Annotated in this window: 23 protein-coding genes; 17 read left to right on the forward strand and 6 right to left on the reverse strand. The window is 67.6% G+C overall.

Features of this window, described 5'->3' with window-relative positions; genetic code table 11:
* The first annotated feature begins 5 nt into the window (after positions 1 to 5).
* The 11 genes from ACP15H_RS24940 (at position 6) to ACP15H_RS24990 (ending at position 10,770) form a co-directional block, all read left to right on the forward strand.
* On the forward strand, positions 6 to 815 hold the full coding sequence (locus ACP15H_RS24940; RefSeq protein WP_425068826.1) for an ABC transporter permease: 810 nt from the start codon (positions 6 to 8) through the stop codon (positions 813 to 815).
* On the forward strand, positions 803 to 1,561 hold the full coding sequence (locus ACP15H_RS24945) for an ABC transporter ATP-binding protein (protein ID WP_425068827.1): 759 nt from the start codon (positions 803 to 805) through the stop codon (positions 1,559 to 1,561). Before ACP15H_RS24940 ends, ACP15H_RS24945 begins: the two co-directional genes overlap by 13 nt.
* Before the next feature lie 366 nt (positions 1,562 to 1,927).
* Positions 1,928 to 3,679 (forward strand): ABC transporter permease, encoded by a 1,752-nt coding sequence (locus ACP15H_RS24950; RefSeq protein ID WP_425068828.1) that lies wholly within the window; start codon positions 1,928 to 1,930, stop codon positions 3,677 to 3,679.
* Positions 3,680 to 3,689: 10 nt separating this feature from the next.
* Positions 3,690 to 5,006, forward strand: coding sequence for an AAA-associated domain-containing protein (locus ACP15H_RS24955; RefSeq protein ID WP_425068829.1), 1,317 nt, complete (start codon positions 3,690 to 3,692; stop codon positions 5,004 to 5,006).
* A gap of 22 nt (positions 5,007 to 5,028) precedes the next feature.
* Positions 5,029 to 5,742, forward strand: a complete 714-nt coding sequence (locus tag ACP15H_RS24960; protein ID WP_425068830.1) for an MgtC/SapB family protein — start codon at positions 5,029 to 5,031, stop codon at positions 5,740 to 5,742.
* Between the two features lie 84 nt (positions 5,743 to 5,826).
* Positions 5,827 to 6,222 (forward strand): hypothetical protein, encoded by a 396-nt coding sequence (locus tag ACP15H_RS24965; protein WP_425068831.1) that lies wholly within the window; start codon positions 5,827 to 5,829, stop codon positions 6,220 to 6,222.
* Between the two features lies 1 nt (position 6,223).
* Positions 6,224 to 7,723: a c-type cytochrome gene (locus ACP15H_RS24970; RefSeq protein WP_425068832.1), complete on the forward strand. Its 1,500-nt coding sequence runs from the start codon at positions 6,224 to 6,226 to the stop codon at positions 7,721 to 7,723.
* The gene (locus ACP15H_RS24975; RefSeq protein ID WP_425068833.1) at positions 7,720 to 8,784 is read left to right on the forward strand and encodes a hypothetical protein; all 1,065 of its coding nucleotides are present in this window, start codon (positions 7,720 to 7,722) and stop codon (positions 8,782 to 8,784) included. The genes ACP15H_RS24970 and ACP15H_RS24975 overlap by 4 nt, the downstream gene beginning before the upstream one ends.
* On the forward strand, positions 8,781 to 8,942 hold the full coding sequence (locus ACP15H_RS24980) for a hypothetical protein (RefSeq protein ID WP_425068834.1): 162 nt from the start codon (positions 8,781 to 8,783) through the stop codon (positions 8,940 to 8,942). Before ACP15H_RS24975 ends, ACP15H_RS24980 begins: the two co-directional genes overlap by 4 nt.
* 90 nt (positions 8,943 to 9,032) lie before the next feature.
* Positions 9,033 to 10,247, forward strand: a complete 1,215-nt coding sequence (locus ACP15H_RS24985; protein WP_425068835.1) for an ATP-binding protein — start codon at positions 9,033 to 9,035, stop codon at positions 10,245 to 10,247.
* A complete protein-coding gene (locus tag ACP15H_RS24990) occupies positions 10,237 to 10,770 on the forward strand; it encodes a response regulator transcription factor (RefSeq protein ID WP_425068836.1) in 534 nt (177 codons plus the stop codon). The genes ACP15H_RS24985 and ACP15H_RS24990 overlap by 11 nt, the downstream gene beginning before the upstream one ends.
* On the opposite strand, the gene ACP15H_RS24995 is transcribed toward ACP15H_RS24990, so the two are convergent.
* The 3 genes from ACP15H_RS24995 to ACP15H_RS25005 form a co-directional block, all read right to left on the reverse strand.
* The gene (locus ACP15H_RS24995) at positions 10,763 to 11,323 is read right to left on the reverse strand and encodes a hypothetical protein (RefSeq protein ID WP_425068837.1); all 561 of its coding nucleotides are present in this window, start codon (positions 11,321 to 11,323) and stop codon (positions 10,763 to 10,765) included. The two genes, ACP15H_RS24990 and ACP15H_RS24995, sit on opposite strands and share 8 nt — an antisense overlap.
* A 140-nt stretch (positions 11,324 to 11,463) precedes the next feature.
* The gene (locus ACP15H_RS25000) at positions 11,464 to 11,850 is read right to left on the reverse strand and encodes a DUF2946 family protein (protein WP_425068838.1); all 387 of its coding nucleotides are present in this window, start codon (positions 11,848 to 11,850) and stop codon (positions 11,464 to 11,466) included.
* Between the two features lie 110 nt (positions 11,851 to 11,960).
* On the reverse strand, positions 11,961 to 13,172 hold the full coding sequence (locus ACP15H_RS25005; protein ID WP_425068839.1) for a CaiB/BaiF CoA transferase family protein: 1,212 nt from the start codon (positions 13,170 to 13,172) through the stop codon (positions 11,961 to 11,963).
* 59 nt (positions 13,173 to 13,231) lie between these two features.
* Between ACP15H_RS25005 and ACP15H_RS25010 the strand changes: the two genes are divergently transcribed.
* From ACP15H_RS25010 to ACP15H_RS25035, 6 genes are all read left to right on the forward strand, one after another.
* The gene (locus tag ACP15H_RS25010; protein WP_425068840.1) at positions 13,232 to 14,401 is read left to right on the forward strand and encodes a hypothetical protein; all 1,170 of its coding nucleotides are present in this window, start codon (positions 13,232 to 13,234) and stop codon (positions 14,399 to 14,401) included.
* Between the two features lie 268 nt (positions 14,402 to 14,669).
* Entirely contained in the window at positions 14,670 to 15,626 is a 957-nt protein-coding gene (locus tag ACP15H_RS25015; protein ID WP_425068841.1) for an ABC transporter permease, read from the forward strand.
* Complete coding sequence (locus ACP15H_RS25020) at positions 15,626 to 16,525, forward strand: ABC transporter permease (RefSeq protein ID WP_425068842.1); 900 nt, start codon at positions 15,626 to 15,628, stop codon at positions 16,523 to 16,525. The genes ACP15H_RS25015 and ACP15H_RS25020 overlap by 1 nt, the downstream gene beginning before the upstream one ends.
* Positions 16,526 to 16,553: 28 nt before the next feature.
* Entirely contained in the window at positions 16,554 to 18,248 is a 1,695-nt protein-coding gene (locus ACP15H_RS25025) for an ABC transporter substrate-binding protein (RefSeq protein WP_425068843.1), read from the forward strand.
* A gap of 88 nt (positions 18,249 to 18,336) precedes the next feature.
* Positions 18,337 to 19,320 (forward strand): ABC transporter ATP-binding protein, encoded by a 984-nt coding sequence (locus ACP15H_RS25030; protein ID WP_425068844.1) that lies wholly within the window; start codon positions 18,337 to 18,339, stop codon positions 19,318 to 19,320.
* A complete protein-coding gene (locus ACP15H_RS25035; RefSeq protein WP_425068845.1) occupies positions 19,301 to 20,308 on the forward strand; it encodes an ABC transporter ATP-binding protein in 1,008 nt (335 codons plus the stop codon). Before ACP15H_RS25030 ends, ACP15H_RS25035 begins: the two co-directional genes overlap by 20 nt.
* A 169-nt stretch (positions 20,309 to 20,477) precedes the next feature.
* Here the strand turns inward: ACP15H_RS25035 and ACP15H_RS25040 are convergent, their stop codons facing one another.
* The 3 genes from ACP15H_RS25040 to ACP15H_RS25050 are packed head-to-tail and all read right to left on the reverse strand — an operon-like array spanning position 20,478 to position 23,991.
* Positions 20,478 to 21,479 carry a phosphotransferase enzyme family protein gene (locus ACP15H_RS25040; protein WP_425068846.1) on the reverse strand — a complete coding sequence of 334 codons (1,002 nt, stop codon included), beginning with the start codon at positions 21,477 to 21,479 and terminating at the stop codon, positions 20,478 to 20,480.
* Positions 21,480 to 21,485: 6 nt separating this feature from the next.
* Positions 21,486 to 22,781, reverse strand: a complete 1,296-nt coding sequence (locus tag ACP15H_RS25045) for an aspartate aminotransferase family protein (RefSeq protein ID WP_425068847.1) — start codon at positions 22,779 to 22,781, stop codon at positions 21,486 to 21,488.
* 10 nt (positions 22,782 to 22,791) lie between these two features.
* Complete coding sequence (locus tag ACP15H_RS25050; protein ID WP_425068848.1) at positions 22,792 to 23,991, reverse strand: acyl-CoA dehydrogenase family protein; 1,200 nt, start codon at positions 23,989 to 23,991, stop codon at positions 22,792 to 22,794.
* Positions 23,992 to 24,131 lie beyond the last annotated feature (140 nt).

The following is a 24,131-nucleotide window of genomic DNA, read 5'->3' on the forward strand; positions in this document are numbered from 1 at the left end:
GGCCGATGGCCATAACCCAAACCGCCGACCTGCCGGCCTCGTCCGCGCCGAGCCGCGCTCGCCTGAGCGCGCTCGGCTCGATCGGGCTGGGCGCCGCGGGCCTGCTCGCCTTCCTGCTGATCTGGCAGGCGGTGCCGACCTTCGGGCTGGTCAACCCGATGATGCTGCCGGGCCCGCTGGCGATTCCCGAGGCTTTCCGCAGCGAGCTCGACTCCGGCATGTGGCTGAAGGCGGTCACGGGGAGTCTCAGCCATTACGGGATCGGGCTGGTGATCGGTGCGGCGCTGGGCGTCGCCGTTGGTGTCCTCACCGGCATGTCGCGCGTCGCCGAGGACCTGACCTCGTGGGTGGTGCGGCTGTTGCGCCCGATCCCCGGCCTCGCCTGGGCGCCCTTCGCCATCATCTGGTTCGGCGTCACGCCCAAGGCCGCGGTCTTCATCATCGCCGTCTCGGTATTCTGGATCGTGTTCTTCGCCGCGCACGGCGCGGTCCGCGGCGTCGATCGCGACCTTCTCGAAGTGGCAGAGGCGTTCGGCTTCCGCAGTCCCCTCGAGAAGCTCTTCAAGATCTACCTGCCGGCCGCGATGCCCGGCATCCTCGTCGGTCTGCGGACGGCGCTGGGCCAGGCCTGGATGGCGGTGGTCGCCGCCGAGATCTTCGGCGTGCCGGGCCTCGGCAACCGCATGATCGAGGCCTCGTCGCTGCTCGCGACCGACATCGTGGTCGTCTACATGCTCACCATGGCCGCGCTCTACGGCATCCTCGATTCGCTGTTCCTCGTCACCCAGAACTGGCTGCTGCGATGGAAAGCGTGATCGACAGCGTCATCGACATTAGGGGCCTCGGACTCACCTTCGAGCGTGACGGTCGTCGCACCGAGGTGCTGCGCGAACTGGATCTGGCGATCCCGCGCGGCGGGTTCGTGGCGATCGTCGGCGCTTCGGGCGTCGGCAAGTCGACCCTGCTGCGCGTCCTCATCGGCTTGGCGAAGGCCAGCGCCGGTCGCGTGTCGCTGGCGACCCGGTCGGCGGCGCGCCAGCCGGTGGCGCTGGTCTTTCAGGATTCGCGTCTGCTGCCGTGGCGGCGGGTGGTCGACAATGTCGCCTTCGGCCTCGAAGGGGCGGGCCTGTCGAAGGCCGAACGCCGCGGCAGGGCGGTCGAGGCGCTGCGCATCGTCGGCCTGGCCGATCTCGCCGGCCGCTGGCCCTACCAGCTCTCGGGCGGCCAGCGCCAGCGCGTGTCGCTGGCCCGCGCGCTCGCCGTCGAACCCGAGGTCCTGCTGATGGACGAGCCGTTCTCGGCCCTCGATGCGATCTCGCGCGAAGGGCTGCAGGACGAGCTGACGCGTATCTGGCAGCAGACCGGCAAGACCATCCTGTTCGTCACCCACGACATCGAGGAAGCGACCTATCTGGCGGACCGCGTCATCGTGCTGGCGGGTTCGCCGGGCCGTGCGGTCATCGATCGCACGATCGACACGCCGAGGCCGCGCCGCCGGGACGATCCGGCCGATGCGAGCCTCATCGCCGACATCCGGCGGCATCTCGGCAAGACCGGCTGAGGCCTGGCCTCGGAGCAGGGCGCGCTCTTTCGTCTCTCGCCTCCTTCACGAAACCGCAACGCCTCCCGGACTAGAGGGAGGCAATGGGCAGGGCGGAGCAGGGACCGGATCGCAGCCTGGCTGCGGCCGGCACGAGTCCGATTGACGATATTCGCGGGCGGGCGTATGGCGCGTCGCGATCAAACGGAACAGGAGCCGATGAACCCTCGACCATGCCTCGCGCCGACCGCGCGCCACGATCGTCTCACGATCGTAGCCGTGTCCGGCGCCGTGCCCCCGGGATCCATCGGCTAGCCTCTCGCCTCCAGGCGACGGTGGTCGCGCTTCCCGGTCGGATGCCGCTCGACGGACCACCAGGAAGCCAACATGCTCACACCTAGAAACGAAGCCGGCCGTCGGCCGACCGCGCCGCTCGGGCTGAGCAGCGGGGCCTTCAAGCCCAATCTCTTCGACGCCGCGATCTTCCTCCTGATCGTCGGGGTCTTCGTGCTCCTTACCCATGGCTTCCGCGAGATGACCGCGCCGGTGGTGCAGCTCGGCACGCCGGTCACGCTCGATCCTGCGAAGCTGCCGGAATATGCGCTGCGCACCACGCTGCGCATGTTCGCCGCGATCCTGGCCTCGCTCGCTTTCACCTTCGTCGTGGCGACGCTCGCCGCGCGCAGCCGCAAGGCCGAGCTGGTGATCGTACCGGCGCTCGACATCCTCCAGTCGGTGCCGGTCCTGGGCTTCCTCACCTTCACCGTCGCCTTCTTCCTGCGCCTCTTCCCCGACAGTGTGCTGGGGGCGGAGTGCGCGGCGATCTTCGCCATCTTCACCAGCCAGGCCTGGAACATGGCCTTCAGCTTCTACCAGTCGCTGCGCACCGTGCCGCGCGACCTCGACGAGGTGGCGCGGCACTACCGCTTCTCGCCGTGGCTGCGCTTCTGGCGGCTCGACGTGCCGTTCGCCGCGCCGGGGCTCATCTGGAACACGATGATGTCGATGTCGGGCGGCTGGTTCTTCGTCGTCGCCTCCGAGGCGATCACGGTCGGCGACACCACGTTGACGCTGCCGGGCATCGGCTCGTGGCTGGCGCTTGCGATCCAGCAACGCGATATCCATGCGGTACTGCTCGCCGTCGCGACCATGGCGGCGGTGATCCTGGCCTACGACCAGCTCATATTCCGGCCCATCGTGGCCTGGGCCGACAAGTTCCGCTTCGAGCAGACCGCCGCCGACTCGAAGCCGCATTCCTGGGTCTACGATGTCTGGCGCCGCGCCCGGGCGCTGCCCCGCATCACCCGCGGCGTGGGGTGGGTGGTGAACCAGATCGCACTGCTGCCGACGCCGCTCACCCGTCCGCCCGCGCCCCCTCGCGCCGGCAGCTCCTCGCGAATCGGCGAGAGGATCTGGATGGCGATCCTCGCCGGGCTGGTGGCCTACGCCCTGTGGCACATCGTGACCTTCACGCGCGCGACGCTGGGAGTCGACGACCTTCGCATCGCCGTGGTCGACGGGCTGCTGACGCTGCTGCGGGTGCTGGTGCTGATCGCGCTGGCGAGCCTCGTCTGGGTGCCGATCGGCGTCTGGATCGGCCTCAGGCCGCGTCTCGCAACGGCCCTGCAGCCGGTCGCGCAGTTCCTCGCGGCCTTCCCGGCGAACGTCGTGTTCCCCGTCGCGGTCGTGGCGATCGTGAGCCTCAGGCTCGATCCCAACATCTGGCTGAGCCCGCTCATGATCCTGGGCACCCAGTGGTACATCCTGTTCAACGTCATTGCCGGCGCGAGCGCGGTACAGACTGATCTGCGCGACGTGGCGGCGCTGTTCCGCCTGGGACTGTGGCAACGGTGGCGTCAGGTCATCGTGCCCGCGATCCTGCCCTATTATGTCACCGGCGCGCTCACGGCGGCGGGCGGCTCGTGGAACGCCAGCATCGTGGCGGAGGTGGCGAGCTGGGGCGATACGCATCTGCGCGCCGAGGGCCTCGGTGCCTATATCGCGGACGCCACGGCGGCCGGCGACTTTCCGCGCGTCGTGCTCGGCATCGCCGTCATGTCGGCGATGGTGATCACCTGCAATCGCCTGCTGTGGCGGCCGCTCTACCGCCTCGCCGAAAACCGCTTCAGGCTCGAGTAGGAGAAGCCTCATGGATGCATTGACCAATCCGGTCGAGGACCGGACGCTCGTCGCCGTCGACCATATCCGCAAGGTCTATCCGAAGGGCAGCGGCGAGGACGTGCTGGTGCTCGACGACGTCACCTTCGCCCTGGGCCGCAACGAGATCGTTTCCTTCCTCGGCCGTTCGGGCTGCGGGAAGACGACGCTGCTGCGCATCCTCGCCGGGCTGATGTCGGCCAGCGGCGGCGAGGTGCGGATCGCCGGCAAGCGCGTCGCCGGCCCGTCGCCCGAGGTGGCGATGGTCTTCCAGTCCTTCGCGCTGTTCCCCTGGCTGACGGTCCTGGAGAATGTCGAGATCGGACTGGAGGCGCAGGGCGTTGCGCCGGCCGAGCGCAGTCGCCGCGCCCTGGCGGCCATCGACCTGATCGGTCTCGACGGCTACGAGAGCGCCTATCCGAAGGAACTGTCGGGCGGCATGCGCCAGCGGGTGGGCATTGCCCGCGCCCTCGTGGTGCAGCCCACCGTGCTGCTGATGGACGAGGCCTTTTCCGCGCTGGACGTGCTGACGGCCGAGACCCTGCGCACCGACCTGCTCGATCTCTGGATGGAAGGACGCCTGCCGATCTCCGCGATTGCGGTCGTCACGCACAATATCGAGGAGGCGGTGCTGATGTCGGACCGCGTGCTCGTCTTCTCCTCGAACCCCGGGCGCGTCGCGGCCGAGATCAAGATCGACCTTCCGCATCCGCGCAACCGTCTCGATCCGGACTTCCGCCAGATCGTCGAGGACCTCTATGCGAGCATGACGGCCCGCCCGCAGGACAAGGCGGGACAGGGCCACTTCTTCGGCACCGGTATCGCGATGCTGCTGCCGAGGGTGTCACCGAACATGATCGCGGGTCTTCTCGAAGCGGTTGCGGCCGAACCTCACAAGGGTCATGCGGACCTTCCCGAGCTGGCCGGCGACCTGCACATGGAAGTCGACGACCTGTTCCCGGTTGCCGAGGTGTTGCAGCTCCTGCGCTTCGCCGAACTGGCGGAAGGCGATATCAAACTCACGGAAGCGGGGCGGCGCTTCGTCGGGCTCGATCCCGACAGCCGCAAGAAGCTGTTTTCGCAGCATTTGCTGAACTACGTGCCGCTGGCGGGTCACATCCGCCGCGTCCTCGACGAGCGCGGCACGCATCGCGCGCCGGGCAACCGCTTCCGCGGCGAACTCGAGGACCACATGTCCGAGTCCTTCGCCGCGCAGACGTTGAGAACCGTCACCTCGTGGGGCCGCTTCGGCGAGATCTTTGCCTACGATGAGGTAAGCGACGTGTTCAGCCTGGACAATCCGGGCTGACGGCGGCGCAGGAGGACGAGCGATGCATTTCGACCTGCTGGAACTGGGCGAGACCGCCCTGCGTCTCGGTGTGGCGCTGCTGCTGGGCTCGGCCATCGGGTTCGAACGGCAATGGAACCAGAAGATGGCGGGCCTGCGCACCAATGCGCTGGTGGCGCTGGGCGCGGCGGGCTTCGTCACCTTCTCGGGGCTGGTCGGCGCCGGCGATCCGACGCGCGTGGCCGCGCAGGTCGTGACCGGCATCGGCTTCCTCGGTGCGGGCGTCATCCTGCGCGAGGGCGTGAACGTGCACGGACTCAACACGGCGGCAACGCTGTGGTGTTCGGCCATGGTCGGCACCATGGCAGGGGCCGGGCATGGCGGCCCGGCACTGCTGGCGGCCGGCATGGTGATTGCCACCAACCTCATCCTGCGGCCTCTCATCCGGCGCGTGAACAGCCGCCTCGTGACCAGCAGCAATGCCGAAACCCACTACACGGTCGAAGTCGTCTGCCGCGGTGCCGAGGAGGCGCAAATGCGATCGCTGCTGCTGAACGCACTGGCGCAGGCGGGGCTCGGCCTGCGCCGCCTCGACAGCGAGGACATTGCCGACACGTCGAAGGTCACCGTGACGGCACAGGCCGTTGCCGCGAAGCGTAACGACGCGGCACTGGAGCAGATCGTCGGTCGCCTCAGCCTCGACCCCACCGTGACCGGCGCCACCTGGCAGATCGACCGGACGATTCCGGAGTCCTGACCTTCGTCGGGGCTTGGACCTTTTGTCCAATTCAGCGGACCTGCACTCCCGACGAGATTGCGCGCCATTCTCGTCGGAGGGATCGTGCGCTTCATTTCTGACTGGCTGACTGCCGCGCCCTATCGCGCGGTCGTCCTCAACATCGCGATGCTGGTGCTGCTGCTGGCACTGGTCGACAGCGCGGCGCTGTTCGCGTTCGTCGGCGCATTGTGCCTCGCGGTGGCCGGCCTCCTCGGCCTGCGCGGCGCCTTGCGCGCGAGCTTTCGCCGTGGTGCCGGCGCGCGAGCCGCCTTCGACCGGGTGCTGGTCTGGCTGCCCGGCGCGGCTGCGCTGACCCTCGGTGTGGTCGGGCTGCATCTCGCCGTGACCGCTCCGGCAGGATCGATCCTGCATCTGGCGGGCATCGCGCTCTTCGCCTTCGAGCTGGTGATGCTCGCGCTGCCGGCCGACGAGAAGCGGGTCCGGGCGAAGGCCGCGTGAGATGGATTTTCCGGTCTTCCACCTCGACATTCTCGGCAATCGCGGGCTGATCGCCGTCATCGCCGTCCTGCACGTGCTGATCAATCACGGGCTGGCGGTCGGCATGATGCCGCTGGTCGCCTGCATGGAATGGTATGGCCATCGCAAGCAGGACCCGCGCTGGGACCGGCTCGCCTACCGCATCCTGTTCGTGAGTTTCCTGGTGACCACCACCGTGGGGGCGCTCACCGGCGTCGGCATCTGGCTGTCCGTCTCGCTGGTCAATCCCTATTCGATCGGCAGCCTGATCCGCGTCTTCTTCTGGGCCTGGTTCGTCGAGTGGCTGGTCTTCATCACCGAGGTCTGCCTGATCCTCGCCTACACGCTGACCTGGAAGTCGTGGCGCGAGGGCGCGGCCAAGCGGCGGCATATCCGGCTCGGCTTCGCGCTGGGCCTGTTCTCGTGGATCACGATGGCGATCATCGTGTCGATCCTCGGCTTCATGATGGATCCGGGCAATTGGCTGTCCGAGAACACCCTGCTCTCGGGCTTCAGCAATCCCGTCTACCTGCCGCAGCTCGCCTTTCGTACGCCGCTGGCGGCGGCCATGGCCGGGATCATCGCGCTCTTCCTCATCCCGTTCTTCGTCAAGCGCGACGATCCGTTCCGCAACGAGGCGACGCGCGCGGTCGGCATCTGGACGCTGCTCTTCGCGCCCTTCGTCGTTGCCGGCGGCTACTGGTACTACAGCGTGGTGCCGGCGGCGATGAAGGACAACCTCGCCGTCTCGACGCTGACGCTGCAGTTCAGCGGCTGGCTCGACGACTTCCTCTGGATCGTGCTGGCCACGGTCGTGGCGATCCTGGTCATCGTGCAGATCGCGATCAAGCGGCCGGGCCTGTTGCCGCGCGTCGCCACCGTGGTGCCCCTGGTCGCGATCCTCTGGCTCACCGGCCACTTCGAGCGGGTGCGCGAGTTCATCCGCAAGCCCTACATCATCGGCCAGTACATGTACGCCAACGGCCTGCGCGTCGAAGACTACGCCCTGCTGCAGCGTGACGGCGTGCTGGCTTACGCGACCTATTCCAATCCGCTGATCGAGGCCGAGAAGAGGTTCGTCCCGGCCAGCCTGCCGGAGGCCGATCGCACGGCGGCGCTCGCGCGGCTGCAGAAGGGCAAGGACGTGTTCATGGACACCTGCTCACGCTGCCATACCACGCACGGCGTCAATGGCGTGGCCGGCCACCTGCAGCGCATGTTCGGCGATGCGCGATGGACGCCCGATCTCACGGCGGACTACGTCGCCAACATGCACAACGCCCAGCCCTACATGCCGCCGTTCCCCGGCAGCAAGGACGAGCTGGGCTTCCTCGCCACCTATCTCGAGCAACTCCAGGGCAACCCGTCGCCGGTGCCGGGCGCGCAGCAGGCGGGTGTCGCCATTCGTCCCGCGGGCGAGGCGAAGCTCGCCGATGGCGCCGCATCCGGCCCGGTGACGCCAACCCAGGGAGCACGCAAGTGAACCAGATCCCCGTCCCCCGCGACATCCCGCTGCCCATGCCGGCGCCCGAGCCGCTGCTGGTCGTGGTGCTCGTGTTCTTCTTCCTGCTGCACATCGCCTTCGTGAACTTCATGGTGGGCGGTGCGCTGATCTCGGTCTGGTACGAGATCAAGGGCCTGAAGGACCGCCGCTACGACCGGCTGGCCTACGAGGTCGCCTCGACGATCACCGCGAACAAGAGCATCGCCATCGTGCTGGGCGTCGGGCCGCTGCTCGCCATCAACACGCTCTATACGGTCTACTTCTATACGGCGAACGCGCTCACCGGCACGTTCTGGATCTCGATCGTCCCGCTGGTGGTCGTGGCCTTCCTGCTCACCTACGCGCACAAGTATCTCTGGCACGCGATGGAGAGCCGCAAGGCACTCCACATCGCGATCGGCGCGGCGTCGTGCCTGATCTTCTTGTTCATTCCGCTGATCTTCCTCACCAACGTGAACCTGATGCTGTTCCCGGAGAAGTGGGGAACGGTGCAGGGCTTCTTCTCGGCGCTCCTGCTGCCCAACGTGCTGCCGCGCTACGCCCACTTCCTGCTGGCCTGCCCGGCGATGACGGGCCTGCTCATGGTCTGGCTGTTCCGCCGCCGCAGCGAGGCCTCCCTGGCCGACACAGGCTGGCGGCGCGACGAGCTGGTGCGCACGGGCTATCGCTGGGCCCTGTGGCCGACGGTCGGCCAGTTCGTCGTCGGGCCGGTCGCGCTGCTGACCCTGCCCACCACCCAGGGCACGCCTGCGACGCTGATGGCGGTCTTCGGCGTGGCCATCCTGGTCTCGATCTGGATGACCCTGCTGATGTTCGTCGAGACGCGGCGTCCGGCGGCACGCATCGGCGCCAGCTTCGTCTCGATCTGCGGCCTGATGATCGTGGTGCTCGGGCTGATGGGCGCCGGACGGCACGTCTATCGCGAGTCGGCCGTGGCGCCTCATCGCGAGCTCGTCCGTGCCAAGACCGAGGACTATATGCGTCGCGTCGACGAGGCCAACCGTGCGGCGGGAGCTGCGCAACGTCCGGTGCGGCCATGAGCGAGACGGTGGCTGTGCCGGCGACGACGCGCCGCAGCCGCTTCGCGATCTGGATTCGTCGCTATTTCTGGCTCTGGATCGCGTACCAGACGGTGAAGGGCCTCGCGACGACCACTTTCGTTTGGCTGCCGCTTCTGTACGTGTTCCTGTCGACGTGACGGGGCCACGAAAGGAGCGCGAGGATTTCCGCGCAGGACACCGCAAACCGCAAGAACCTGCTGCTGCTGATCCAGCTTCGCTGGATCGCGGTGCTGGGTCAGGTCGCGACCATCGCCTTCGTGCAGTTCGTGCTGCAGGTCGCGCTGCCGCTTTCCTCGATGCTGGCGGTGGTGCTGTTCCTGGTCGTCCTGAACGCCATCAGCCTGTTGCGTCATCGCACCGGCGCTGCGACCACGGGCGGCGCATTGCTGCTCGAACTGCTGCTCGACGTCGCCGCCCTCACGACCCAGCTTTATCTGAGCGGCGGCGCCTCCAATCCCTTCGTGTCGCTCTATCTGCTGCAGGTCATCCTCGCGGCCGTTCTGCTGGAGGCGCGGCCGGCCTGGATCCTGGTCGGCGTGACCACGGCCTGCTTCGTCGGGCTCACCCTGTTCAGCCGGCCGCTCGATCTGCCGCACCGGCATGGTGGAGATCCTTTCGGTCTCCACCTGCAGGGCATGTTCATCGCCTATGTGCTGGCGGCGGGCCTGATCGTGTTCTTCGTCACCCGCATCGGCCGCAACCTGCGTGAGCGGGACGCCCATCTCGCCGCGCTGCGCCAGCGCTCGGTCGAGGAGGAGCTGGTCGTGCGCATGGGCCTGCTCGCCTCCGGGGCCGCGCACGAGCTGGGCACCCCGCTCGGCACGCTCTCGGTGATCGTCAACGACTGGCAGAAGATGCCGGCCCTCACCGCCGATCCCGATCTCGCCGAGGACCTCGAGGCGATGGAGGAGCAGCTCCTGCGCTGCAAGGAGATCGTCTCCAAGATCCTGTCGTCGTCGGGTGAGATGCGGGCGGAGGGTGCCGGTCCCACCACCGTCACGCGCTTCTTCGATGCCCTGGTCGAGGATTGGCGGACCAGCCGCTGGCCGTCCGGCCTGCATTACGACAACCGCTTCACGCCCGACCAGGCCATCGCGACCGACGTGGTCCTGGCCCAGGGCATCGCCAACCTGTTCGACAATGCGCTGGAGGCCTCGCCCGACTGGATATCGATCGCGCTCGGCCGCGAGGGGGGCGCGGCGGTGCTGACGGTCGAGGATCGCGGGCCGGGCTTCGCCGACCGGATCCTCGCCCAGTTCGGCAAGCCCTACCAGACGACCAAGACGCGGCCGGGCAGCGGGCTCGGCCTGTTCCTGCTGGTCAACGTGGTGCGCAAGCTGGGCGGCGAGGTCAGGGCGCAGAACCGCGCGGGTGGCGGCGCGCGTGTCGTCTTGCGCCTGCCGCTCGCCCGTCTCGCGCTGGAGTCGCGCCATGGCGGATAGGCCGCGCCTGCTGATCGTCGACGACGACCCGGCCTTCGCGCGCGCGATGCGCCGCTCCTTCGAGCGCCGGGCCTACGAGGTGCGCGCCTGCGCGACCGCGGAGGCGCTCGACGAGGCGTTGCGCGACTTCCTGCCGGACTTTGCCATCGTCGACCTCAAGCTCGGCGGCGATTCCGGCCTGCATTGCGTCCGACGTCTCGCGGCCCTCGACCCGTCCATGCGCATCGTCGTGCTGACGGGGTTCGCCAGCATCTCGACCGCCGTCGAGGCGATCAAGCTCGGCGCCTGCCACTATCTCGCCAAGCCGTCCAATGCCGACGACATCGAGGCGGCCTTCGCGCGCGGCGACGGCAACGCCGCGGTGCCACTCGGCACACGGCCGACCTCGCTCAAGACCCTGGAATGGGAGCGCATCCACGAGATGCTGGCCGACACCGACTTCAACGTCTCAGAGACGGCGCGCCGCCTCGGCCTGCACCACCGCACACTGGCCCGCAAGCTCGCCAAGCGACGGGTCACCTGATCGGGCGGTCCTGTCTCTCGAGATCGGCCTCGCTCTCGCTGACGATGAGCACGAGGATCAGCATGCCGAGCCCGAGGAAGGCGATGGGGCCCGCGAATTCGAGGCCGGCGACGTTGACGGCGATCACGGCCAGCGCTGCCATGTTGGCGAGGCCGAGCGGCGTGGCGACGATGCGGCCGATGGCGGCCAGTACCTGCCCCAGCACGCCCGCGGCGATTTCGAGGGCGAAGCGCACGAGGAGCAGCGGCCCGCGCAGCAGGGCGGCGATGGGCTTCGTGATGCCGCCCAGCATGCGTACCGCGGCGGCGCCGGCTGCCAGGGCGGCGGAGGCGATGGCGCGTCCGACGAGGCGCGGCAGGCCATGGGGATCGGCGAGCAGGCGCCTGGCGATGCGCAGGGCGGCCGGCAGGACTCCGATGCCGATGCCGAGCAGCACGCCGATCTGGGCGCCGCGCAGCCCGCCGACGAGAAAGCCGATCAGGATGCACAAGCCGGTGTTGATGGCGATGGTGATGCCGAAAGCGGCACCGCGATAGCGGTCGAGGGATGACATGGTTTCTCCTTGGGAGATCTTGAAATGAAGGAAGCACTCGGCATCGACGGACCGCCCCTCCGAACGGCTTTCGCCGGGCAGGTCGTGATGATGCCGCAGGCAGCATTGCGGGCACGCGCAGGCGGCCCGCGGTGGCGGACTCAGGCGATGTGGGGAGGGGCTCGGGCCTGGAGGGGGCCGTCGCGGATGCCGACCGTGCCGACCGGGGCGGCGGCCATGACGGATGGCGAGCGGACGACCGGCGGTTCGACTGTGAAGATCGTCGAAGGGCCGACCATCGCCGTCGCGTGCGCGAGGCCGAGGCAGCATTCATGGATCTTCCCGGCGTCCGGGATTGACCCCTTGCCTGCATCGTCCTCGGCGGCCGGCAGGCAGAACACACCCCAGGCGCGGGCCGCTGCCATCGGTCCGCCATCCCGCAGCAGGGCGGCATGAGCGAGCGGCTGGAAGAAATTGAGCGTGATCGCGAACAGGGCCGCGGCGAACGCGACCGCGCGCCTGCCGGTGACGGGGCCCGTGCGATCCATGTCCTTATTCTACCGGCCGCGCGCCCAGCCCCTCAAGCGCAAGCTCCCCGCGCAATGTCGCAGGCGCGCCGCGGTCGACCGCCGCGTGCGGCCGACACTAGGCCCGTCGTTCAGCCCAGCGCGCCGGCGCCGCGAAGCCGGTCGAGACCCTGCTGGTCGTAGCCCAGCTCGCGCAGCACCTCGTCGGTGTGGGCGCCGTGTTCCGGGCCGGCACCGGGTGCGGCCGGTTCGGGGGCAAACGACATCCGGATCGGCGCGGAGATGGCGCGCGGCATGTCGTCCTGACGGGTCGGCACGACCGCGCCGTTGGCGACGGCCTGTTCGTCGTCGGGCACGTCGCGCAGGACGCCCAGCAGGCCGAAGGTGATCTCGTGCCGGCGCAACCGCTCCTTCCATTCGAGCCAGGGACGGCCGGCGAAGACGGGATCGAGGATCGCCGCTAGGTCGGTGGCGTGGGCGCGGCGTTTCTCGGTGGTCTCGAAGCGCGGGTCGTCCATCAGGTCGGTGCGTTCCAGCGCCTGGCAGAGTTCGGGCCAGAGCTTGTCTTCGCGCACGATCGTGAGCTGGATCCAGCGTCCGTCGGCGGTGCGGTACTGGTTGGCCAGCGCGCTGCGCGGCTTGGTGCGCGGCGGGCGCGGCGCGACATAGGCGCCGAGCAGGGCGCCCTGGGCCAGGATCGCGTTCGACCACAGGCCGCTCGCATGCAGCGACGTGCCGACCTCGCTGCCTTCGCCCGTGCGCTCGCGGTGGAGCAGCGCCATCGAAATGGCTGCAAAGAGGTTCATGCCGGCCATCTGGTCGCCCTGCGCGGGCAGAGAGAAAGCCGGCGGCCCACCCTCGTAGGTCAATGCATCCAGCAGGCCGGAGCGGGCGAAAAAGGCGGTCGAGTCGAAACCCGGCTGGTCGGCGTCCGGACCCTGCTCGCCGTAGCCGGTCAGGGAGGCATAGATCAGGCGCGGGTTGGCGGGCTTCACGTCGGCGTAACGCATGCGCAGCCGCTCGCGGACCTTGAGCGGAAAATTCACCACCATCACGTCGGCCGTCGCCACCAGCCGGTCGAACGCCTCGCGTCCCAGCGGGTTCTTGAGGTCGAGCACGACCGAGCGCTTGTTGCGGTTGGTCATGTGCCAGCAGAAATTTACCGGATGCTGTGGAATCGAATGGGCCTGGCCCAGCTTGCGCTGCGGATCGCCCTCGCCGGGCGGTTCGATCTTGATGACCTCGGCGCCGTAATCCCCCATCACCGTCGTGGCGACGGGGGCGGCGATGAAGCTGGCCAGGTCGAGGACCCGCAGGCCCTGCAACGGCAATGGTCCGCTCATTGAGTTTTTCCTTTCGAACGCCTACACCCAGCCTATCCGGGGAGAAAGCTTTCAGGTCAATGGCCGGCAGGTTTCGTAATTTCTGGCTGGTAGGCGCCTTCTTGTTCGTGATCCTCGGGATCGGGCTCGGGCTGCAGTCGGCCCTCTGGGCCTGCGTTGCCGCCGCCCTGCTCGGCATCGTGGGCGTCGTCACCTTGCGCGGCAATCGCTGGCGCAGCGGCGCGCTTCTGGCGACCGCGCTGGCGCTCAGCCTGGTGGCGCTCGACCTGTTCGCCGGCCTGCTCTCGCCGAAGGCCATGAACATGGGGGTCGTGACCCGCACGATTCCCCAATGGTGGCCGCCGCCCGACCCGATCCTGGGCTTCCGTCCGAAACCCGACACCGAAGTGATCGCCACCGCCACCTGGGGCTCCGAGCTCGTCTATCGCCAGACCTATCATTTCGATGCCGCCGCCGCGCGCGTGACGCCGCCTGCGCCGGACGCGACCGACACCTATCTGTTCATCGGCGATTCGTTCATCTTCGGGCAGGGGCTGCGCGACGACGAGACGATGCCGTCGCAATTCACGAAACAGAATGCGCCCGCCGTCCGCAGCGTCAATCTCGGCGTGCCCGGCTACGGACCCAACCATCTCGTCCGCGCCTTCGAGGCGGGCCTCCTCGACCGCTACACCGACCGCAAGGTGAAGGCGGTGGTGACCTGGATCATCCCGGCGCACCTGCAGCGCGTGACGGGCGACGGGTCGTGGCTCGGCTCCTCGCCGCGCTACGTGCTGGAGAACGGCAAGCTGCGCTACACCGGCACCTTCAACGAGCATCGCTGGCGCGATCCCCTCGCCGGCCTGCACTACCTGCTCGGCCAGCACTTCGCCTTCATAGACGCGATCGGCCAGCGCCAGCGCCAGGAAGAGCAGATCGAGCTGTTCCTCGCGATGATGGCGAAGCTGCAGGCCGACGCGCGCGAGAAGTTCGGGGCGCCCCTCGTCATCCTCTATTCCTGGCCCGACGAGCAGACCCGGGAACGCTACGGCGATTCGAAGGTCGCGCAGCCGCAACTGGTCGAAACGCTCGTGCGCCTGCGCAAGCTCGGCGCGCCGATGCTGGGCGAGTCCGCCGCCACCTTCGGTACGGATGTGGGGAAACTGCTGATCCCGCATGACGGCCATCCTTCGGCCGTCACCACGGATTTGATCGCCGCCCGCCTGAAGAAGCTGCTCGACGGACCCTGAACGGCGATCCGCCGAAAGGGGCGATCATGCGTTGCGGTGATCATCCGTTTTAATTGACAGTCCGCCTGCAATCCCGGCAGCTTATCACCAACATGATCGCTCGCATGAACGGGCGACTGAGGAAGCGTCTTTGCGGGAGGATGGACAGGGTGAGCCAAATAGCACCCCTGTGCGCGCTTGATCCGTGCGTGCGGACCAGGCCCTTACAGGATCGGCCCAGACTGGCGGTTTCTGCCGGTTCCTTCGGTATTCCCGACGGGAACCGTTGATGCAGGCCTATATCGTGCGCCGCGTCCTGGCACTCATTCCGACGCTGTTCTTCGCGAGCCTCATCGTCTTCGTGACGGTCCGGATGATCCCCGGCGACGTCATCGACCTCATGCTGAGCCAGAACGATATCGCGGCCTCGAAAATGGGCCGCGAGCAACTCGAGAGGGCGCTCGGCCTCGATCAGCCGATGTGGCTGCAGTACGGCCGCTGGGTCGGCGCCATCCTGTTTCACGGCGATTTCGGCCGCTCGCTCTGGCAGAACACGCCGGTCAGCGAGCAGCTCCTGCAGCGCCTGCCCGTGACCTTCGAACTGGGCCTGATGGCGCTGATCGTGGGCCTTTCGGTGGCGATTCCGATCGGCGTCTATTCGGCGGTCCGCCAGGACACGCCCGGCGACTATGTCGCGCGCTCCTTCTCCATCCTGATGCTGGCGGTGCCCAGCTTCTGGCTGGGCACCATGGTGATGGTCTTCCCGTCGATCTGGTGGGGCTGGTCGCCGCCCATCCAGTTCGTGCCCTTCGCCAAGGATCCGTGGGGCAACCTCAGCCAGATGATCATCCCGTCGATCATCCTGGGCTGCGCCCTGTCGGCGATCACCATGCGGCTCACGCGCACCATGATGCTCGAAGTGCTGCGCCAGGATTTCATCCGCACGGCCTGGGCCAAGGGACTCGGTGAGAAACTGGTGGTGGCGCGCCATGCGCTGCGCAACGCGCTGATTCCCGTGGTGACCCTGATCGGCCTGCAGGCGCCGCTGCTGATCGGCGGGGCCGTCATCATGGAGCAGATCTTCGTCATTCCCGGCATGGGTCTGCTGCTGCTCGATGCCGTCAGCCAGCGCGACTATCCGGTCATCACCGGCGTCTTCCTGATCGTCGGCGTGGCCGTCATGTGCATCAACCTGCTCGTCGACCTGAGCTACGGCCTGCTCGATCCCAAGGTGAGGTACCGCTGATGGCCTCCGTCGCGGAAACCACCGCCGTCGTCCCGCCGCGTCGAAGGCGCGGCCCGGTCTTGCACTTCATCGGCCGCCTCTTCCGGGAAAAGCCGCTGGGCGCCGCCGGTGCGGTCGTGTTCGTGCTGTTCCTGTTCTGCGGGATATTCGCCGACGCGCTGGCGCCCTACGGCATGAACCAGATCGCGCCGCTGAACCGCTTGAAGCCGCCGTCCTGGGCCTTTCCCTTCGGCACCGACAATCTCGGCCGCGACATGCTTTCACGCTGCCTCTACGGCGCCCAGCTCTCGGTCATCATCGGCTTCTGTGCCGCCGGCATCGCGACGGTCATCTCCGTATTTTTGGGCATCGTCTCGGGCTATCTCGGCGGCAAGTTCGATCTCGTGCTGCAGCGCTTCGTCGATGCCTGGATGAGTTTCCCCGACCTCATCATCCTGATCGTGGTCGTTTCCGTCGTCGGCCCCGGCATGCCGCAGATCATCGTGACCCTGGGGCTGCTCCTGGGCATTGCCGGGTCGCGCATCATCCGCGGCGCCGTCGTCTCGGTGCGCGAGAACATGTACGTCCATGCCGCGCAATCGACTGGCGCATCTACCTTTCGCATCCTGTGGCGCCACATCCTGCCCAACGTCATGGCGCCGGTGATCGTGCTCTTCACCACCCGCGTGGGCACGGTGATCCTGGCCGAATCGGGCCTGTCCTTCCTCGGCCTCGGCGTGCCGCCGCCGGCGCCGACCTGGGGCGGCCTGCTGTCGGGCAGCGGGCGCACCTTCATGCTGCAGGGACCGTGGCTCGCGCTCGCGCCGGGCCTCTGCCTGACGGTCGTCGTCTATGCCACCAACATGTTCGGCGATGCCCTGCGCGATCTGCTCGATCCGCGCATGCGGGGCTCGCGCTGAGACGAAGAAAAGAAAACGGGAGGAAGCGATGATCAAGAAACTGGGAAGGGCGCTGCTGGGCGGCGCAACGGCGCTCGCGCTCCTGGCCTCGCCGGTAATGGCGCAGGACAAGCCGAAGTACGGCGGCACCCTGGAGGTCGGCACGGTCTACGTGACGCTGTCGGCGCTGTCCTTCGATCCGGCCGACTGGAACTGGAAGCTGAACCACGACACCGGCCAGTTCTACGAACAGCTCTTCGCCGCCGATCTCTCCCAGAGCAAGCAGAATGGCGGCAAGTATCCCTTCTACGCCGATGCCTGGCTGCCGTCGGACGCGATCCGCGGCGAGCTCGCCGAGAAGTGGGTGTGGAGCGACGATCCGCTCAGGCTCACGATCGACCTGCGCAAGGGCGTGATGTTTCCGGAGAAGCCGGGCGTCATGAAGGAGCGCGAGCTGACGGCCGAGGATGTCGTCTTCGCCTTCAATCGCCTGGCCACCAGCCCCAAGAAGATCGCGGGCTATTTCGACCATGTCGAGAAGGTCGAGGCGACCGGCAAGTACACGGTCGTGTTCACCTTCAAGTACTTCAACGCCGAATGGGACTATCGCTTCGGCTGGGGCTACTACTCGACCATCACGCCCAAGGAAGTGGCCGATGCCGGCGCCACCAACTGGAAGAACGTGAACGGCACCGGCCCGTTCGTGCTGAGCGATTTCGTCCAGGGCAGCTCCAACACCTATACGAAGAACGCCATCTATTGGGACAAGACGAAGATCGGCGGCGAGGAATACAAGCTGCCGTTCCTCGACAAGGTCGTCTTCCGCACGATCAAGGACGAGGCGACCTACCTGACGGCGCTGCGCACGGCCAAGCTCGACCTGCTGGAGAACATCCGCTGGAGCGCCGCCGACGATCTCAAGAAGACGACGCCGCAGCTCAAATGGTCGCGCTGGCTCGGCATGAGCGGGCAGTTCCTGGCGATGAGGGTGGACACCAAGCCGTTCGACGACATCCGCGTGCGCCGCGCGCTGAACATGGCGGTGAACAAGCAGGAGATCGTGAAGGCCTATTACGGCGGCAACGCCGAGCTGTTCGCGTATCCGCAGCACCCCGACTACCTCGGCTACTATGAGCCGCTGGAGGCGATGCCGGAATCGGTGCGCGAGCTGTACGCCTTCAATCCCGACAAGGCCAAGAAGCTGCTGGCCGAGGCGGGCTATCCCAAGGGCTTCAGCTTCAAGGTCCAAGTCTGCTCCTGCAACCCGGACCACATGGATCTGCTGCCGCTGGTCTCCGCCTATCTCGAGGCGGTGGGCGTCAAGCTCGAGATCCAGCCGATGGAATATGCGGCCTTCCTCTCGGCGATGACGACCAAGACCAACGCCGCCGGTTACTTCATGAACAACGGCCACACCAATCCGACGACGACGATCCGCAAGAGCTTCGTCACCAAGGAGGTGTGGAATCCGTCGCAATATTCCGACCCGGCCTTCGACAAGAAGGTGGCCGACATGTACCTCGAAAGGGACGAGGCCAAGCGCCAGGCGATGATCAAGGAGATGACCCGCGAGATCCTCGACAAGGCTCCGTACATCTGGCTGCCGACGCCCTACATCTATACGGCGTGGTGGCCGTGGGTGAAGGGCTATAACGGCGAGCTGCGCGCCGGTGCGGTCCGACCGGGCCCGATCTACGCCCGCATGTGGGTCGACCAGGACCTCAAGAAGTCGATGGGCAAGTGATGCCTTCGCTGGGGGCGCGCCACTCCCGTGGCGCGATCGTTCTCGATCCAACACATGACGCGCCACGGCAGTGGCGCGCCCCCGGCCCATGACCGCTCCACTCCTCAGCGTCCGCAATCTCTCGACGCGGTTCCGCACCGAACGCGGCACGGTGCGGGCGGTCGATGGCGTGTCGTTCGACGTGGCCGCCGGCGAGACGCTGGCGATCGTGGGGGAGTCGGGCTCGGGCAAGAGCGTGACCGCGCTGTCGATCCTGCGCCTGATCCCCGATCCACCCGGCAAGATCGAAGAGGGCGAGATCCTCTTCGAGGGCCGCGACCTGCTGAAGCTCGACGATGCCGGCATCCGCGCCATCCGCGGCGACCGCATCGCTATGATCTTCCAGGAGCCGATGAGTTCGCTCAATCCGGCGCTGACCGTCGGCATGCAGGTCGGCGAGCCGATCAACCTGCACCGCAAGACGGTGTGGGCCAAGGCGCTCGACAAGGCCGCCGAGCTTCTGGGCAAGGTCCGCATTCCCGATGGGCGCAGCCGGCTCTCGTCCTATCCGCACCAGTATTCCGGCGGCATGCGCCAGCGGGTCATGATCGCCATGGCGCTGGCCTGCCAGCCGCAGCTCATCATCGCCGACGAGCCGACGACGGCGCTCGACGTCACGGTGCAGGCGCAGATCCTGGCGCTGCTCAAGGAACTCACGCGCGAGGCCAACTCGGCGATGATCCTGATCACGCACGATCTTGGCGTCGTGGCGCGCTATGCCGATCGGGTCGTGGTGATGTACGGCGGCCGCATCATCGAGAGCGCGCCGGCACGCCAGCTCTACAAGACGCCGCGCCATCCCTATACGCGCGGGCTCATGGCCTCGGTGCCCCGCCTCGACGGCGATACCGACCGACCGCTGGTCCCGATCGACGGCCAGCCGCCCGATCTCGCGACCCTGCCGCCCGGCTGCGCCTTCGCGCCGCGCTGCAAGGAGGCGACCGATCGCTGCCGCGCCGAGCGGCCGCCGCTGGTCGAAAGCGCTCCCAACCATCATTCAGCGTGTTTCTTCCATGACCGCCTCGCCGCCTGACGCCGTTCGCCCGGACACGGTTCTCAAGGTCGAGGGCCTGAAGATCCATTTCCCGATTACGGCGGGCGCCATCCTGCGCAAGCAGGTCGGCACGGTGAAGGCCGTCGACGGCGTGAGCTTCAGCGTGGCGCGCGGCGAGACGCTGGGGCTGGTCGGCGAATCCGGCTGCGGCAAATCCACGACCGGTCTCGCCATCCTGCGTATGCTCGACGTCACGGACGGCAGGATCGAGTTCGAAGGCGAGGACATCACGCGCTATGACCGCAAGCGCATGCGGCCGATCCGGCGGCGCATGCAGATGGTCTACCAGGATCCCTACGGCTCGCTGAATCCGCGCATGAAGGTGGCCGACATCGTGGGCGAACCTCTGGTCGTTCACGGCATGGCGTCCGACCAGGACAAGTACCGCGCCCGCGTTGCCGACCTCCTGCGGATGGTGGGCCTGCTGCCCGACATGGCCGAACGCTATCCGCATGAATTCTCCGGCGGCCAGCGCCAGCGCATCGGCATCGCCCGGGCGCTGGCCCTCGAACCCACGCTGTTGATCTGCGACGAGCCGGTGTCGGCGCTCGACGTGTCGATCCAGGCGCAGGTCGTGAACCTGTTCATGGAGCTGCAGGAGCGGCTCGGCCTCACCTACATCTTCATTGCCCACGATCTCAGCGTCGTGCGCCATATCAGCGACCGTATCGCCGTGATGTATCTCGGCCGCGTCGCCGAGATCGCCACACGCGTCCAGCTCTACAAGGACCCGCTGCATCCTTATACGCAGGCGTTGCTCGCCGCCGTGCCGATAGCCGATCCCGAACTCGAAGCCGCACGCGGCGCCGACATCATCGCCGGCGAAATCCCCAGCGCCATGCGCCCGCCGCCCGGCTGCCGCTTCCACACGCGCTGCCCCCGGGCGATGGATGTCTGCAAGGCGGTCGATCCGCCGCTGAAGGAGATGGACGACGGAAGAGCCGTCGCCTGTCATCTGCACTCGTAGAGGCTCTCCACTTCAAGCCTACCCGCACCACCTCATCCTGAGGAGCGCGCCGGAGGCGTGCGTCTCGAAGGATGGGCAACAGGTCGGGTGTGTGTAGCCCATGCTTCGAGACGGCCCTTCGGGCCTCCTCAGCATGAGGTCGTTATTGTGAATTCTATCTGATGCCTGCTTAAAACCGCTGCAGCGCCGCGCACTGTTCCAGCACCCAGGCTTTTCGTTCCTCGAACACCGCCGGCGGGCGGTTGAGTTCGGGGCGCTGGTGGAACCAGCCGATCGTCGCCATCCAGCGGATCAGCCGGAACTCCGCGATCAGGCTCAAGGCTTCGTCGGGGACGGGGCGGGTGGCGCGATAGCCGGCCAGGAAGGCGCGTTCGATCTCGGCGGCATTCGGCTTGGTCTGCCAGTGCGTGAGCGCGGTGGCGATGTCGTACTGATGCCAGCCATAGCCTGCGTCGTCGAAGTCGATGACGGTGAGCAGGTCGCCGTCGACCACGATATTGCCCGGGTGCATGTCGGCGTGGATCAAGCTGTAAGCAGACGAGTCCTGGCTCAGGCGGCTCAGCAGGTCATGCATATGCTGGCGTACATCGAGGAGAAGGCGCCGCTCGGCGGCCGAGAGCGAGCGATGCTCCCAGAATTCTCCCCAGTGAGGCGCCATCCCCATCAGCCCGTCGCTGTCGAGCGCGTGGCGCTTGAACCCCGAAGGCGGCTGCCAGGCGCTGGCCTGCAGGTGCATCGCTGCCGTGATGGCGCCGAGCTGTCTGAAGGACTCCTCGACACGCTTCTGGTCGGCGGTCTCGGCCAGCACGTCGGAGAGAAGGCGGCCTTCCGTCCAGCTCGCCAGGCCGGCGAAGCGCTGCTCGCCGGTGGCGGGGATCGTCACCGGCACATAGTCCTGGCCGTCGCGCGTCATCACGGCGTCGGGGACGTCGATGCCGGCTTCGGCGAGGGCCCGGATCCAGGCCCGTTCGGAGATCAGCTCCTCGAGCGTGTGATAGCCCGGCCGGTGCAGGCGAAAGACGTAAGCCCTTCCATCGCGGCCGTCGGTCACCCGGAACGTCACGTTCTCGGAGAGCGACACCAGGGTCAGGTCCTGCGCGTCGATCGGAAAGGCCTTCAGGGCGGCGCGGGCAGCCGGCGTGAATGTTCGGTCGACGGTCTCGTTGTCCATCGAGGGCTAGCCGTCGACTTCCGCCATCGTCGCGTCGAAGGCGGTGAGGAATTCTTCCGCATGGCTCTTCTGGAAGACCAGCGGCGGCCGGATCTTCACGACGTTCCGGTAGGCGCCGGCATTGCTGGTCAGGAAGCCGCGATCCTTCAGGCGGTTGATGATGTCGACCGCCTTGTCCATGTCGGGCTCGCGCGCGGTGTCGGTCTTGGCGATCTCGACGCCGATGAACAGCCCATGGCCGCGCACGTCGAGGATCGAGGCGAAGCGGCCCTTGCGCTCGGCCAGCGCCGATTTCAGGAACGCGCCCACAGCGGCGACGTTTTCGGCCAGGCGGTCGCGCTCGATGACGTCGATCACCGCCATGCCGACCGCCGCCTGCAGCGGGCTCGAGGCGAAGGTGTTGAAGTAGCGCGTGGCGGCCCGGAAGGTCTCGATCAGCTTGCGGCTCGCGGCGGTGGCGGCCAGCGGCAGCCCGTTGCCCATCGGCTTGCCGGTGACGACGATGTCGGGCGTGAAGCCCAGAACGTCGTAGCCCCACCAGACGCCGCTGCGGCAGTAGCCGGCCTGGACCTCGTCGGCGATCACCAGGCCGCCGGCCGCGTGCACGATCTCCGTGGCGCGCGCCATGAAGCCCCGCGGCACGTCGGGCAGGCCCTCGTTGGCGAAGATCGAGCAGACGATCAGGCCGGCGAAGCCGGTGCCGTCCTCCTCGAAGCTGCGGATGACCTGCCGCAGCCGGTCGAGATAGGCCTCGCACAGTTCGTCCTCGCCGGCGCCGGGCACCAGCGGGCGCAGCATCTCGGGGAAGGGGATCGCGCGCACGTCGCCGGCGGTGTTCTGGCCGTTGCCGATGCGCGTCATCTTGCCGACCGCCTCGCTGTTGCCGTGATAGGTGGCGTTGGTGCAGACGATGCCCGCCTTGCCGGTGGCCATGCGCGTCATGCGCAGTGCCACCTCGTTGGCCTCGGTGCCGGAGCAGGAGAAGATCACGCTCTCGATCTCGGGCCCGTGCAGCGCCGCGAGCCGCTCGGCGAAGGAAACGATCCCTTCGTGCAGGTAGCGGCTGTGGACGTTGAGCGTCGACTGCTGGCGCGCCATCGCCTCGGCGACGTGGGGATTGGCGTGACCGACGCAGGGCACGTTGTTGTACATGTCGACGTAGCGCCGCCCCTCGGGGTCGAACAGCTCGACCCCCTGGCCCCGCACGATGTGCAGGGGCGTGCTGTAGAAGAGGGGCGAGCCGGCGCCGAAAGCGCGGTCGCGACGTGCTGCGAGTGAGTCAGCCGGTGTCGTCGCGTTCATGGTCTCCGTCCTACATCTTCCCCGAAACGATGCGTGCGCCCAGTGCCCAGCGATGGACCTCGGACGGGCCATCGTAGATGCGGAAGGCACGCGAGTCGCGGAAGAAGCGCTCGACCACCGTGTCGCGGGTGATGCCGAGCCCGCCCAGGATCTGCATGCAGCGGTCGGCGACGCGGAAATAGGCTTCCGAGCAGATCACCTTGGACATCGAGCTTTCGTTCGAGGCGCGCTCGCCCTGGTCGAGCAGCCAGGCGGTGTGCCAGATCGACAGCCGCGCCTGGTTCATGTCCATCAGATTGTCGGCCAGCATGAACGACACGCCCTGGTGCTCGCCCAGCGTCTTGCCGAAGGCGACGCGATGGCGCGCATACTCCGTGGCGATGTCCTGCGCGCGAACCGCCGCGCCCAGCCAGCGCATGCAGTGGCTGAGACGCGCCGGCGCGAGCCGGACCTGGGCGTAGCGGAAGCCCTTGCCGATCTCGCCCAGCACGGCGTCGGCCGGCAGGCGCAGGTTCTTGATCTCGATCACGCCATGGCCGCCGGTGAAGGAGGAATCCATCGTGTCGAGCGTGCGCTCGAGGCGGATGGCGGGATCGGGCAGGTCGGCCAGGAACATGGTGGCGTGGCCGTCCATCGGGCCGCCGTCGTTCCTGGCCATGATGATGGCGCAGCCCGCACCGTCAGCTCCCGTGATCAGCCACTTGCGGCCGTTGATCACCCACTCGTTGCCTTCCAGCCGGGCCGTCGTCGTCATCAGGCTGGGGTCGGAGCCGGCGCCGCCGGGCTCGGTCATGCAGAAGATCGAGCGGATCTGGCCCGTCGCCATGCGCTTCAGGAAGTGCTCGCGCTGGTCGGGCCGGGCCACGACGTCGAGCAGGTGGATGTTGCCCTCGTCGGGCGAGGCGCAATGGATCGCCGTCGGCCCCAGGATCGAATAGCCCGCCGCCTCGAAGACATGGGCGCGCCCGACCTGGCTCAGCGCCTGGCCGCCATATTCCTTGGGCACCTGCGGCGCGAACACGCCGGCGGCCTTCGCCAGCTCGTTCATCTCGATCCGCAGTTCGTCGGTCGGCCCGTGCGCCGTCCAGCGCGGATCGGTCTCGTAGGGGATGATCTTGTCTTTGACGAAGTCCTTCACCCTGGCGGCCAGGTCGGTGATCGCCGCCGGCGGCGTGAAATTGAGGTCGTCGATCTTCTGCTTGGCCGTCACGAAACTCTCCCGCGTTTGCGGGCGGAACCTAGCACGGGTCGCGGCCGGCTGAAGGCCGGGGATGCGCCAGGAGCGCCGCACAGCAATATGCAACCGTTGCGTGCTTTACTAATATGCTGTGCGTTCTTTAATTGTTCCCG

It is taken from the genome of Reyranella sp. (assembly GCF_965249915.1).
In the GTDB taxonomy this organism is placed as follows: domain Bacteria; phylum Pseudomonadota; class Alphaproteobacteria; order Reyranellales; family Reyranellaceae; genus Reyranella.